This window comes from Burkholderia sp. AU31624 (assembly GCF_020420065.1).
Classification (GTDB): Bacteria; Pseudomonadota; Gammaproteobacteria; order Burkholderiales; family Burkholderiaceae; genus Burkholderia.
Map to the genome: position 1 here is coordinate 430,994 of NZ_JAIZRT010000002.1, position 13,543 is coordinate 444,536.

11 protein-coding genes are annotated in these 13,543 nt (G+C 66.3%); 3 read left to right on the forward strand and 8 right to left on the reverse strand.

The window, feature by feature from the left end:
• Positions 1-51: 51 nt before the first annotated feature.
• The gene (locus tag LGM89_RS07245; RefSeq protein WP_226205590.1) at positions 52-1,635 is read left to right on the forward strand and encodes a sensor histidine kinase; all 1,584 of its coding nucleotides are present in this window, start codon (positions 52-54) and stop codon (positions 1,633-1,635) included.
• A 59-nt stretch (positions 1,636-1,694) separates the two neighbouring features.
• On the opposite strand, the gene LGM89_RS07250 is transcribed toward LGM89_RS07245, so the two are convergent.
• From LGM89_RS07250 to LGM89_RS07260, 3 genes are all read right to left on the reverse strand, one after another.
• A complete protein-coding gene (locus tag LGM89_RS07250; protein WP_226272708.1) occupies positions 1,695-2,081 on the reverse strand; it encodes a tautomerase family protein in 387 nt (128 codons plus the stop codon).
• A gap of 122 nt (positions 2,082-2,203) precedes the next feature.
• Positions 2,204-2,707 (reverse strand): aromatic-ring-hydroxylating dioxygenase subunit beta, encoded by a 504-nt coding sequence (locus LGM89_RS07255; protein ID WP_226272709.1) that lies wholly within the window; start codon positions 2,705-2,707, stop codon positions 2,204-2,206.
• Entirely contained in the window at positions 2,704-3,987 is a 1,284-nt protein-coding gene (locus LGM89_RS07260; protein ID WP_226272710.1) for an aromatic ring-hydroxylating oxygenase subunit alpha, read from the reverse strand. The genes LGM89_RS07255 and LGM89_RS07260 overlap by 4 nt, the downstream gene beginning before the upstream one ends.
• 139 nt (positions 3,988-4,126) lie before the next feature.
• Here LGM89_RS07260 and LGM89_RS07265 point away from each other — a divergent pair, with 139 nt between their 5' ends.
• Positions 4,127-5,047 carry a LysR family transcriptional regulator gene (locus LGM89_RS07265; RefSeq protein WP_089474252.1) on the forward strand — a complete coding sequence of 307 codons (921 nt, stop codon included), beginning with the start codon at positions 4,127-4,129 and terminating at the stop codon, positions 5,045-5,047.
• 264 nt (positions 5,048-5,311) lie between these two features.
• Here LGM89_RS07265 and LGM89_RS07270 read toward each other — a convergent pair whose 3' ends face one another.
• Both LGM89_RS07270 and LGM89_RS07275 read right to left on the reverse strand, forming a co-directional pair.
• Positions 5,312-6,304 carry a PDR/VanB family oxidoreductase gene (locus tag LGM89_RS07270; protein WP_226272711.1) on the reverse strand — a complete coding sequence of 331 codons (993 nt, stop codon included), beginning with the start codon at positions 6,302-6,304 and terminating at the stop codon, positions 5,312-5,314.
• Between the two features lie 178 nt (positions 6,305-6,482).
• Positions 6,483-7,877, reverse strand: a complete 1,395-nt coding sequence (locus tag LGM89_RS07275) for a spinster family MFS transporter (RefSeq protein ID WP_226272712.1) — start codon at positions 7,875-7,877, stop codon at positions 6,483-6,485.
• A 411-nt stretch (positions 7,878-8,288) separates the two neighbouring features.
• Here LGM89_RS07275 and LGM89_RS07280 point away from each other — a divergent pair, with 411 nt between their 5' ends.
• On the forward strand, positions 8,289-9,407 hold the full coding sequence (locus tag LGM89_RS07280; RefSeq protein WP_226272713.1) for a porin: 1,119 nt from the start codon (positions 8,289-8,291) through the stop codon (positions 9,405-9,407).
• Between the two features lie 134 nt (positions 9,408-9,541).
• Here the strand turns inward: LGM89_RS07280 and LGM89_RS07285 are convergent, their stop codons facing one another.
• From LGM89_RS07285 to LGM89_RS07295, 3 genes are all read right to left on the reverse strand, one after another.
• Positions 9,542-10,279: an OmpW/AlkL family protein gene (locus LGM89_RS07285; RefSeq protein WP_226272714.1), complete on the reverse strand. Its 738-nt coding sequence runs from the start codon at positions 10,277-10,279 to the stop codon at positions 9,542-9,544.
• Between the two features lie 287 nt (positions 10,280-10,566).
• Positions 10,567-12,576 carry an acyl-CoA synthetase gene (locus LGM89_RS07290; RefSeq protein WP_226205606.1) on the reverse strand — a complete coding sequence of 670 codons (2,010 nt, stop codon included), beginning with the start codon at positions 12,574-12,576 and terminating at the stop codon, positions 10,567-10,569.
• Complete coding sequence (locus LGM89_RS07295; RefSeq protein ID WP_089497612.1) at positions 12,573-13,529, reverse strand: fumarylacetoacetate hydrolase family protein; 957 nt, start codon at positions 13,527-13,529, stop codon at positions 12,573-12,575. The genes LGM89_RS07290 and LGM89_RS07295 overlap by 4 nt, the downstream gene beginning before the upstream one ends.
• Positions 13,530-13,543: the final 14 nt, after the last annotated feature.

Consider the following 13,543-nt stretch of genomic DNA (forward strand, 5'->3'; position numbering starts at 1 on the left):
GTTGGGCCGTGCGACTGGTGACGTTCCGTGCCGCACTAAAGAAATCTTCAGATGCGGGCGGCGCGCGCCGGTGCTATGTTGGGTTTCCGGTCGCACGATGCCGCGCGACCTCATCCGAAGCCGATCATGAGTTTCCCCGACGAAGACGATTTCCACCGGCTGCTCGACGCGCTGACGACTTGCGTGCTGCTGCACGACGCGCACACCAAGGCGATCGTGTGGGCGAACCGCGCCGCGTGCATCGCGCTCGGTTTTTCCGTCGAGGAGCTGCTGCCGCTGAAGGCGCCGGACATGACGCGTCCCGAGCCGAAATACCAGCGCGAGATCGCCGTGAGCGCGTGGGATCGCGCGCTCGTCGACGGGCCGCAGGTGTACGAGTGGTGCTATCGGTCGCGCACGGGCGTCGACATGCTGTCCGAGGCGACCGCCACCTACGTGCCGCTGCGCGGGCGCGACGTCGTGATGGTGCAGTTCCGCGACATCAGCGCGGAAGAGGCGGTGCGCCAGCAGTTGCGCCGCTACGAGGCGCGGCTGCGCGAATTCATGCAGGACCTCGACGAAGGCATCGCGGTCGTCACGCCGCACGGCGGCGTGCAGTTCATCAGCGAGTCGGGCCGCCGCGTGCTCGGGCTCGCACCCGACGAAGCGCTCGGCGAGGTGCTCGACTACTGCTCCGAGGCCGACCGCGACCGGCTCGTCGCGCAGCTGCGCGATGCGCCGTCCGCGTATCCATCCGCGCCGCAGCGCTACCGGATCGTGCGGCGCGACGGCTCGTCGTGCTGGCTGCGCATCCTGTGCCGGCAGGTCGAGATCGAGGACGATCTCGTCGGGCTGCTCGTGCAGTTCCGCGACGTGAGCGACGAAGTCGCGATCGAGGACGCCCGCCGCGCGGAAGCGCGCATGCTCGAACACGCGGGCCGTTACAACGCGATGGGCGAAATGGCGAGCGTGATCGCGCACGAGCTGAGCCAGCCGCTCGCGGCCGTGCGCAATTTCATCGAAGGCGCGGTGCAGCGGCTGAACGCGCGCGGCGCGATCGACGACGCGATCTGGGGGCTGCGCAGCGCCGACCGGCAGGCCGAGCATGCGGCGCTGATCATCAAGAGCGTGCGCGAGTTCATCGTGAAGCGCGAGCCGGTCGTCGCGCTCGCCGACCTGCGCGACATTCTTGCGGACGTCGCGTATTTCATCGAGCTGCGCGCGAAGGAGGCCGGCGTGACGGTCACGATCGTGCAGGCCGACGCGCCGCTGCCGATCCGCTGCGAGCGCGTGCTGATCGGGCAGGTGATCCTGAATCTCGCGTTCAACGCGATCGAGGCGTTCGCCGGTTGCGAGCGTGTGCCGCGCACGTTGACGCTCGGCACGGCGAGCGTCGGCGGGCATGCAGTGCTGCGCGCGATCGACAACGGCCCGGGTGTCGCGGCGGACGCTCACGACCGGCTGTTCGACGGCTTCTCGTCGTCGAAGGCCGGGGGGAACGGAATCGGGCTGTCGCTGTGCAAGAGCATCGTGACGCGCCACGGTGGCCGGATCGCTGCCAGCCCGGCCGATGGCGGCGGGCTCGATTGCCGCGTGACGCTGCCGCTCGCCGGGACGAAGGCTCGGGCGGACGCATCGTCGCCGGGGAATGCTTGATGCCGCGGCCGCCCGGCGGCCGCGGTGCATGAGCGGGCAGGCACGCGCGCAGCGCATGATCAGCGCCCGAGCGCCCGTGCGGTTTGCCCGCCGATGCCGAAATCGGTGTTCGGGATGTCCTTGATCATCACGCGGGTGGCCTGCAGCGGCGCATCGAGCACGCTGGCGCTCGTCTCCGACAGCGCGGCGATCAGCGCGCGCTTCTGTTCGTCGGTGCGGCCGGCGATCAGGATCGCGACGATCACGGGCAGCGACGGCGGCGCGCCGTCGGCGGCAGTGCGGCCGCCGAGGCCGATGTGCGTCGCGGGCAATTCGGTCAGCAGCACGCGCACCGATTCGATCGGTGCGCCGATCGAATCGACGGTCGCACCGGTCAGCCGTGCGATCAGTTCGGCCTTGCGGGCGTCGTCATGGCCGGCCGGCAGGAAAACTTCGAGTGTGGGCATGGTCGTCGGGAAAGGTGAAGGTGACCGGCTCACCGTTGCGTTGGCGAAGGCGAACCGGTGGCCGCTTGAAGGTGAAGGTGGCCGGCTCACCGTTGCGTTGGCGATGGCGAACCGGCGGCCGTTTACAGCAGGAAGCCGATCGCGCTGAGCGCTTCGGTCGAATCGATCAGGCGCACGACCTTCTCGGCGATCCGCATCTCGCCTTCCGCATCGACGTGAAGCTTGTGGGTGACATCGGCCGCGAACAGCGTCGCGACCCCGCGCTTGTACGCGACGACGACCTGCGCCGATTTCAGCTCGACGGTGTCGGCGCTGCCGCTTTCCAGCGTGAAGCGCGACACGGTCCGCACCGTGCGCGCCGCGTCGGTGGCCGACGCCGAATAGCCGGACACCATCCGCTGCACGCGCTTCTCGCGCATGTCGTGGTCGTCGAACACGTAGTTCAGCGTCGCGGCGAAGTCGGTCGTGTCGGGATCGATCGGCACCACGTAGTGGCCGGCCGGCTGCCATAGGTCGAGCCACGCGCGATAGTCGCGGCGGTCGAGCATCTCGGCTTCGCGCCACACGAATTCGACCGCGCGGGCGAAGGTCTGCTCGGAAAAGAGGGCGTTGCGGTCGTCCATCATTGTTGCTCCATCATCTTGCGCCATTGCTGGTAGGCCTCGCGCATGCCGGTCTCGTCGGTTGCATGCGCGGTCTTTTCGCCGTTCGCGGCAGTCGTCTCGCGGTTCAGCCCGCGATTCACGAGGATCGGCACGTCGGGGCCCGCATGCGCGCCGCGTTGTACACGCTCCCACGCTTCCGCGTCGTCGGGGCTGCCGAAACCGAACGGGCCCTGGAAGTGTTCGTGAATGCGCAGCCGCTCGCGATTCGCTTCGTCGGGGCCGCCGTCCATCGCGAGCGCGACGTGGCGGATCTCGGTTTCGTTCGCGGAGATCGGCCGCAGCACGCGGAAGAACGCCATCGACAGCGCGAGGTTCGGGAACAGGTTCAGGTTGAAGCCGACGCCCATCAGCGAGCGCACGATGCGGCGCACTTCCTCCGGCGTGTGGCGCTCGGCGAGCTTGGCCGCGAGCGGCGCGAAGCGCTCGGGCAGCGGCGTGCCGTCGTCTTCGTCGAGGTCGATCAGCTCGGGCATCAGCACCGCGAGGCTGTGGCCGTTGCCGAGCCCGCGGCAGAACGCGTCCTCGCTCGTCATGAAGCTCGTGATCGCGGCGGCCGTCTCGTCGTCGATCGACTTCATCCACGACTTGTGCACGACCGGGAAGTGATAGAGGTCGGTCGTGTTCTCGAGCTGGATCTTCCAGTTGCCCTTGAACTTGAACTTGTGCTCGCCGTTCGCCTTGATCGGGTAGCCGGCGCCCTGTTTCATGAACAGGTCGATCCACGGCTTCGCGCCGCCCAGGAAATCCTCGAGCGGTTCGATCGCGTCGTTGAAGCTCGCGAAGATCAGCCCCTGGTACACGCCGACGCGCAGCTTCACGAGCGGCAGGTCGCCTTTCTCGCACACGCCTTCGTAGCCGTCGCCGTACGGCAGCGCGCGCAGCGTGCCGTCGAGCGCGTACGACCAGCTGTGATACGGGCACGTGAAGCCCTTCGCGTTGCCCTTGTGCGATTCGCACACGGTCGCGCCGCGATGGCGGCAGCGGTTCTGCAGCACGTTGATCTCGCCGGTCTTGTCGCGCACGACGATCACCGGCTGGCGGCCGATCGTCGTCGTGATGAAGTCGCCCGGGTTCGGCAGCTCGCTTTCGTGGGCGACCCAGATCCAGGTGCGGTAGAAGATGCGGTCGAGCTCGGCTTCGAACAGCGCGGGGTCGTGATACATCGCGGGCGCGATGCGGTCGGGTTGCGCGAGGCCATACAACGCGCTGGTGTCGATCGTCTGGTAGGAAATGTCGCTCATCGTCGTGTGGGGGAAAGAGTCGCGAAATCGGGGCGCGTCGTGCGCGGTGTCGAGTACCCAGTCTCGTCTCCCACTACATATCCGTCAAATTGATCTAAAATTGGCCGATCAATAAATACGGCAAATAATGGAGGCGGTCATGACATCGGTCGATCATCTCGATCTGAACCTGTTGCGTGTGTTCCAGGCGATCGTCGAGGAGCGTAGCCTGACGAAGGCCGGCGAGCGGCTCGCGCTGTCGCAGCCGGCCGTCAGCTATTCGCTCGGCCGGCTGCGCACGCTGTTCGACGATCCGCTGTTCGTGCGCACGCGCGCGGGCATGCAGCCGACCCCGGTCGCGCTCGAACTCGCGGGCATCGTCGGCAAGGCGCTCGACATGGTGCGCGTGGCGCTGCGCTACGCGGAGCGCTTCGATCCGGCCACCAGCACGCGCACGTTCCGGCTGTCGTTGTCGGATGCGGGCGAGATGGCGTACCTGCCGGCGATCTGCCAGGCGCTGCGCGAGCGCGCGCCGCGCGTGACGCTGAGCGTGCAGCCGCTGCCGGTGGAGGAGATCGAGGAAGCGCTGCGCGCGAGCCGGCTGGATTTCGCGATCGGCAACCTGCCGGAGCTGATGCCGCGCACGCGTCACCAGACGCTGTTCGAGGAAACCTACGTGTGCATGACGGGCCGCCGGCGCGGGGTGCCGAGCGGCGCCGCGCTGAGCCTCGAGCAATTCGTGCGCGCCGCGCACATCAATGTGAAATCGGTCGAGCACAGCCACCACGCGCTCGACGATGCGTTGCGCGCGCAAGGCGTGGGCCGCAACATCGCGCTCGAAGTGCCGCACTTCGTCGCGCTGCCGAGCGTGCTGTCGGTCACCGATCTGTATGCGACGCTGCCGAAGCGGCTCGCGCAGATCCTGAACCGCGACAATGCGTTCCGCCTGTACGAGCTGCCCGTCACGCTGCCGCCCGCGCCGGTGACGATGCACTGGCACGAGCATTTTCATGAAGACGAGGGCAATGCGTGGATGCGCACGTTGCTGGCCGAGCTTGTCGAGCGGTTCGATGACGTGTGATCGATGAGGACGCCAGCAACGCACGGTTGCACGCGTTGCTTGCCGAGCGGGTCGGATCGCGCGACGACGCGTGACGCGTGACACGTGAGGACGAGGGCAGCGCGTGGATGCTCACACTGCTGGTCGAGCTCGTCGAGCGTGTCGGTGACGTTTGATCCACGAGAGCGCGGGCAGCGCATTGGATGCGCGTGTGACTGGGCGAATGCGTCGAGCAGTTCGAGCGCGCGCGACGTCCTTGACGGACGTCGCCCCGGACCTCGCGCGTCAAAGATCGAGCACGAGCACCGCGGAGCGCGCACGCGACACGCAGCAGCAGATCACCGCATTGCTCGCGCGCTCTGCCTTGCTGAGGCAATGGTCGCGATGATCGGGCTCGCCGTCGATCACGGGCACCATGCAGGTGCCGCACACGCCTTCGCCGCATGACGTGTCGACTTCGATGCCGATGCGTGCGAGTGCGTCGACGATCGACGTGTCGGCCGTGACGCGTACCGATTGCCCACTGCGCTGCAGGCGCACTTCGAAACCGTCGGCGGCCGGGCCGGCGCCGGCATCGGCATTGCCCGCATCGGCGGCGGCCGGTTCCGCCGCGAAGCGTTCGAGATGGATCGAATCTTCCGGCAAGCGCGTCGCGGCCGCCGCGACGACCGCATCCATGAACGGCCCCGGGCCGCATGTATAAACGTGTGCATGCGCGTCGACCGATTCGACGCAGCGGTTCAGCTCGACCGCGAGCGCTGTGGGCTCGACGCCGTAGTGGAACGTCACGTGCGACGCGAACGGCTCGGCCGACAGCTCCGCGACGAAGGCCGCATGCTCGCGGCTGCGTGCGAAGTAGTGCAACCGGTAGCGCGCGCCGCGCCGGTGCAGCGCATACGCCATCGACAGCAGCGGCGTGATGCCGATGCCGGCCGCGATCAGCACGTGCTCGCTCGCGTCATCCGTCAGACGAAACAGGTTGCGCGGCGCGCCGATCGACAGCTCGGCGCCGACTTGCACATCGTCGTGCAGCGAACGCGAGCCGCCGCGCGACTGCGCTTCCTTCTTCACCGCGAACAGGTAGCTGCCGCGCTCGTCGGGGTTGCCGCACAGCGAGTACTGCCGCGTGATGCCTGACGGCGCGGTCACATCGATATGGGCGCCCGGTTCGTACGCGTCGAACGGTTGGCCGTCGACGCGCGACACCCGGAAACAGCGGATGTCCTGCGCCGCGTCGATCAGCGCGTCGATCCGGACTTGGTGGCGGTTCGCTTGCATGGGTCAATCCGTGGGGTAGAGGGCGCGCGGCGCGGCAGACACCGCGCCGTCATGCGATCGAGAATAGGGATGGGCATCACATAAATCAAATCGATTAAAAAGCGATACCTGAATCAGTGGGATGGATGATGGGCGGGCGGCGCGATTGCGCCTGATTGCGCCCGATCTCGCCCGGTGTTCATCGCGCGGCGATCGCGTTGCCCGTCTCGGCCGTGTGCGGCGCGGCGGCGGACGCCAGGCCGCGTTCGCGATCGAGGCTGCGGCGATAGTGCCGGCACCCGGCGGCGAGCAGCAGCGCGGCCAGCGTGGCCGCCGCGACGTTGACGATCGACATCGAATGACCGACCGCCGCCGGCGCGCCGAACACGCGGTCGGTGAACAGCGCGACGACGGTCGTGCCGATCCCGAGCGCGATCAGGTTCGACACGAGCAGGAACAGCGCGGAGATCTGCGCGCGCATCTGGTTCGGCGCGAGCGTCTGCATCGCGGCGGTGGACGTCGGCATCGGGAACGACGCGAAGAACATCGCGACCACGAGCATCGCGAGCGACGCGGGCAGCGAGTCGAGCTGCGTGAACAGCGTCGCGGGGATCACCATGCACGCGGCGCCGGTCGCGCCGGCGCGCATCGGCGCATCCTCGCGGCCGCGCCGCAGCAGCCAGTCGTTGAGCCACCCGCCGCAGAACACGCCGGCCGTGTTCGCGACCAGCAGCACGATGCCGAGCGTGTAGCCGGCTTCGACGGCCGTCATCCCGAAGCGGCGGATATAGAACGCGGGCGTCCAGCTCAGCAGGCAGTACAGCGTCATCGCGTAGAACGAGAAGCCGAGGTAGTGGCACGAAAAGGTCGCGCGATGTGTGCGGACGAAGCGCAGCGAATCGCGCATCGATACGCGCCGCACCGCGCCCGAGCGATCCTGCGCGAGCCCCTTGCGCTGCGGGTCGCGCACGGTCGCGGCGAACAGGAGCGCCACGAGGATCCCCGGCAGCCCGACGATCAGGAACGTGACCTGCCACGCATGCACCTGCCCGACCACCGGCAGCGTGAACGCGCTCGCATGCTTGAGCAGCGCGATCACGTAGCCGCCGATCAGGAACGCGACACCGCCGCCGATGAACGAGCCGAGCGAATACACGGCGATCGCGCGCCCGAGCTTCTCCTTCGGGAAGTAGTCGGCGAGCATCGAGTACGCGCCGGGCGACAGCGCGGCTTCGCCCACACCCACGCCCATCCGTGCGATGAACATCTGCACGAAGTGCTGGCTGAGCCCGCACGCGGCGGTCGCGACGCTCCACAGCGCGATGCCGAGCGAGATGATGCGCGGGCGCGCGTAACGATCGGCGAGATAGGCGACGGGCAGCCCCATCACCGCATAGAACAGCGAGAACGCGAAGCCGTTCAGCAGGCTGAACTGCGTGTCGGACAGGTGCAGGTCGCGCTTGATCGGCTCGATCATCAGCACGAGGACCTGGCGGTCGACGAACGAGAAGACGTACGCGAGCATGCAGATGACGACGACATACCATTCGTACGTATAGCGCTTGCCGGCAGCGCGGGCCGTGGATGCGGACATGCGGATTCTCCAGGAGCGGGCGGTGGAAACGCGCGGCAGCGGCCTGGCGGGCCGTGCGCTGTCGCGGCGCGAAGGCGTGCGGGGGGCACGTATCGGAGACGCAGCGTAGTCGGCCAAATTCAGCCGCCATAGCCGGAGTGACAGCCGCGCCACACGGGCATTTACCGACCCGGATAAAGAAAACACCAGGGTCCCGCGCACCGGCCGCCGCGCAGCGCGCGTGCGGCGGGGCGCACGTGCCTCATGCGGCGCATCTATAAGCGTTATAGAGCGCATTGCGTCGACGTCCGAAATTGTCGTTCCTAGACTCGGCCCGTTTTTGATCGGCAGCGTTGGCCCTTCGCGGCGAACGCGCTTCATACCACGCGGCGCGGCGCCGAACTGCGCCGCAGACTCTACGGGACGACGACGATGAACCAACCGAACGGGCGGGCCGACCGGCTTGCCGTACCGCTTGCCGCGCTGCTTGCCTGCGCGGCGTTGCCCGCCTTCGCGCAATCGAGCGTGACGCTCTACGGCCGCGTCGACACCGCGATCGAATACGCGAACGCCGGGCCGAACCACGTGACGCGCATGGGCAGCGGCAACCTGTTCGCGTCGCAGTGGGGGCTGAAGGGCGTCGAGGATCTCGGCGGCGGCTACGCGACGATCTTCAAGCTGGAGGATGGCTTCAACGCGGCAAGCGGCGCACTGTCGAACAGCAGCGCACTGTTCGGCCGCGAGGCGTGGGTCGGCATCACGGGGCCGTTCGGCGGCGTGCAGTTCGGCGAGCTTTACACGATCCTGCACACGACGCTCGTCACGTACAGCCTGCCGGGCCTCGGCGCGGGGCTCGCGTGGGGCAATGCGACGAACAACTTCGTCGGGCCCGCGTTCCTGCGCGTGCGCAACTCGATGCGCTACACGTCGCCGCGCTATGCGGGCTTCATGCTGCGCGCGATGGCCGCGCGCGGCACCAACGGCGCGGCCGGGCAGCCGGCGACACTCGGCGATACGTACGGCGCGGGGCTCAACTACGTGCGGGGCGGCCTGTCGGTCGACGTCGACTATATGCAGCAGAAGTTCAGCCCGGTGGCGGCGTCCGCGCTTGGCGGCACGAGCCCGGCCGCGAACGGCAACTACACGCTCGGCGCGATTTCGTACGACTTCAGCGTCGTGAAGGTGGCCGCGCTGTACATGCGCCATCGCGGCGGCCCCGACGTCGCGACCGCGATCGACAGCCAGAGCGCGTATCCGCACAGCGACATCATGGAGTTGAGCGCGACGGTGCCGATCGGGCGTGCGTCGCTGTTGCTGAGCGTGGGCCACTACCGCAAGGTCGCGGACAGCGACGGCAACGCCGATTCGTACGGCATCCGCTTCGACTATCCGCTGTCGAAGCGCACGGTGCTGTACACGGGCGCCGCGATGGTGCGCAACGGCGCGCATGCACGCTTCGTCGTGAACGGCGCGGCGGGTGGGGGTGTCGCGGTCGCGAAGCCGGGCGCGACCGCCAGTTCGATCGTCGCGGGCATCCTCACGTCGTTCTGATTCGTCGATCCTGTTACAACGGGGGCGGGCGCTTTTCCGCGCCATGCGGCGCCTGCTGCTTGCCCGTTGGCCGGGGACAATGAACGGGCGAACGACCCGGAAGCGACGCTCCGGTCGATGCTTGTCCGCGAGCACTAGAATGTGTAAGCGATATCGAGGTGGGTAACGATCGGATTCACCCTGATGCGCATTTTTGTCACGATATCGACGCCGCTGGGGGACGCGGCATTCGTCGTCAATGTGGTCGACAACGGGATGTAGGACAGGGACGCATTGATCGACCAATGCTTGGCGAGCGCATAGTTCGCACCGAGCTCGAACGTCGGATTCCACGAAGCGCTGAGCGACGCGCGAGTCGTACAGCCGGGCCCGCATGTCGCGTCGAGGAACGCCTGATTGACGATGCGCGTTTTCGAGTACCACGTGTAGTTGACGCCCAGTCCGACAAATGGTCTGAATCTGGCATCGGCCGCACGAAAGTGATATCTGACTTCGAGAACGGGCGCCATCGGTTTCGTTTTGCCGATCACCCCGAACGCAGCCAGCGAGTTGCTGCCGACCAGGTCGGTCGTAAACGGCGTGCCGGCCAGAAACGCGATGCCGATATTGTCCGTCACGAAGTATTCCGCCATCAAGCTCGCGGCGTCCGAGGTATCAGCATGAGCGCCAGTCCCGGCCTGCTGCTGATTCACCGGTGCACCGGCAACGCTTTCGACGACGATGGGATCCGCGTTTCCCTGCGGCATGACATGCAGCCAGCCGATCCCCAGTTGCATGCTGCCGCTCGACTGCGCGTTTGCGGGGGCGGCACATGCCGCGGCACAGACAAGCGCCGCCACGCCAACCGTTCTCAACGTCTTCCTGTCTTCCATTTCGTCTCCTTCCATTGGTGGATCAAACTGTGTCGCGCCACGGCCTTATTGAGGTTTCGAGGTCGGCGGTCTATGGTTTTGTCGGAAATTCAAGCGTGCCGGTCGATACTCTTTCGCCGTGTGATCATATTTTTTAAGTTCGAACTACTAAGTTAATGATCGAAAAAAAATGGGTATCAACGACGATCCGCTTCGACGTCATGGCCGCCAAGGGCGACACCGCCGACATCAAGGGTCGGGCAATGTCGCGCTCCGGTCAGCCGTTGCAAGCGTGCGCCACGTCGCCGTTATCGGTTCCGCTCGTGGTCGGCCGGTCCGTCGTCCGCGTGTACATCGACCGGCGACCGCACCGTTGCATCGATAGTGAATGCGAAGGGGAAGCGTCCCAGCACCGCAACTGCCTGCGCTTCGAGTGCCGGGTCCGCAAGTGCGATATGCGCTGACACACCACGCGACGCATCGCTTTCGACGGTGACGCGGGCGTTGGCCATGCCGGCCTCGTTGAGTGCGGAGCGAAGCGCGTCGGCCGTTTCACGTCGCTTCAATTCAGGCTTGAAGATCTTCCCGACGGCCGTCAATGGCATCGTGTCCACGATCCGGATCTGCCTCGGCAGTGCCGCGCGCTCGCCGATTTCTCCGCGTACGAATTCCGCGAGATCATCCTCGGTGGCATGTGCGCCCGCCTTGAGCTGTACGTAGGCCACCGGCAATTCGCCGGCATGCGCGTCCGGTCGCCCGATTGCAGCCGCGATCTGAACCGCCGGATGGCGATGTAGCGGCTCCTCGATCGTTGCCGGATCGATATTGTGGCCACCTCGGATAATCAGGTCCTTTTTGCGGCCCGTGAGCCGGAAATAGCCGTCCTCATCGGCACAACCCAGATCGCCGGTGTTGAGCCAGCGGCGTCCATCACTCAAGTCAAGCCAGAGTTCCCTGTTCTGTTCCGGTTGCAGGTAGCCGGCAAAGACGTTCGGCCCCGCGATGACGAGCAGGCCCACTTCGTTTGCGACGCAGTCGCGGACAAACCGGCCATCGTCATCGACGACGATCGCCTTCATCGCCTGGCCCGGGACACGCAGTCCGATCGATCCGAGGCGGCGCTCGCCGAGCGGCGGGTTGATGCTGCTGACGCACGCGCCCTCGGTCAGGCCATAACCTTCCAGAATTCGGATCCCGGTGCGTTCCTGGAACGTCCGGAACACTTCGATCGGCATCGGAGCCGCACCGCACAGGCCATATTCGAGCGAATCGATGTTTCTGCCGGCGATCGGGACGTCGAGCAGTGACGCATAGAGCGTCGGCACGCCGCTGAAGAAGTTGATGCGATGGTGTTCGACCAATTCCCAGAAGCGCTTGACGACACCTTCGCCGCGATAGCCTTGCGGTGTGCCCAGCACGACATGGGCGCCGCGCGAGAAGGGCACGAGCCCGGTCGCCAGCACGGCATTGACGTGAAACAGCGGCAGTCCGCAGAAGACGGTCTTGCCGGGCCCCATGCCGGCACCGAAAAATTGGCCGACGCTCCAGGCATTGGCGACTTCGTTGCCATGGCGGCGCATCGCGATCTTGGGCAAGCCGGTCGTACCGCCGGTACAGAAATACGATGAATGGTCCTCGGGATGGAAATGCCGGCCGCTGTCGAGCGCCGCCCCCGATTCCCGCGCGACCGATCGACCGAAATCGTGGATCCCGATTCGTTCGGGCACCGCGCCACGCACACCGCCGGAGCCGTACAACCTCGCACATTCCCGGCGCTGCAGCAGGTAGGCGACAAACCGCTTCGGTGCCCGCACGCGATCGGCGAGATTGACGAGTACCAGATGCCGGAGCGTGTCGACCCGATCGAGCACCGGCTGGACTTTTGACCACAGGTCGGTGCCGGGAAATGGCGCCAGCGTCACGAGCACTTCCACCCTTGCCGCGTTCAGCAGGTCTGCGATCGCGGCTGACTCGAGCAGCGGATTGATCGCACAGACCACCCCCGCCGCCTCGCCTCCCCAGATCACAAAATGCGTTTCGGGCAGGTTCGGCAGGATATAAGCGATCACCGTGTCCCGTTGCACGCCGAGGCGGGTGAAGAGATTCGCAGTGCGCGTGATGTCGCGGACCAGTTCGCGATAAGTCCAGCGCGCGACGTTGCGATGATCGTCGGCGCGCAGGAAAAACGACAGGGCAGGCGCGGACGGATCGAGTGCCGCGCCGCGGCAGATCATCTCGTACGTGCTGGCCGGCAAATCCGCCGGCGGACCGCTCGCCTCGATTGCGATAACGTCCGTCTGATTGGCAATCCCGTTCATGCGACCTCTTCCACGATACGATTGCGTTGCACGCCGAGATCGATGAGTCCGTCCGCGCTGGCGATGTGCGCTTCGACGATGTCACCGGGCTGCAGATACTGGCTTCTGCCGGCCTGAATTTTCATGAACATGCGCCATTTGGCGGCCTCGGGAAGCAGCCCGGCGATACGTTGCTTCACCGGCGACGGAACGCTCAACGCGCAGCCGGATGGCGTGCCGGTCGCGATCAGGTCGCCGACATGCAGGTCGTGAACGCCTGACAGCTCGGCCAGTGTTTCGGCCGGTCCATAGACGAGATTGGCCGTCGAATCCTTCTGCCGGACCTGTCCATTGACGGTCAGCGTCAGATCCAGTCCGCGCAGCTTCGGGATGTCGTGCGCCTCCAGCATGCACAGGTAAGGGCCGACCGGTCCGAACGTCCGGTAGCTCTTGCCCTTGTAGAACTGCATCTGCGGAATCTGTACGTCGCGCGCCGAGTAATCGTTCACGATGACGACACCTGCGAGGTACTCGTGCAGATTCGCGAGCGTGATCCGCTGGCGAGCCGTGACATCCCGCTTCATGACCAGCCCCAATTCGATCTCGTAATCGAGAAAGCGCACGCCGCGCGGCCGCACGACGTGCGAATCGGCTGGCGCGATGCAGCTCGTCGCCTTCGCGAAGATCATGTTGAATGTCTTCGCGTCGGGGTCCATGCCGGATTCGATCATGTGCTGCCGGTAGTTCGCGCCCTGACACACGAATTGCTGATTGCGCGTGACGGGGGAGAGCCACTCGACGTTCGATTCCGGGATCGTCGGCCCGGAAAGCGTAAGCAACGTCTCGATCGGGTTCGCGCGAACGAAGTCGGCGGTCGTCGCGAATTCGCCTGGAATCGGCGTGATCGCACCATGGCGAATGACGCCCCATTGGGCGCGGCCTTGATGCTTGTAGTGCAGGACATGCAATGACATGAGTGTGCCTCGAA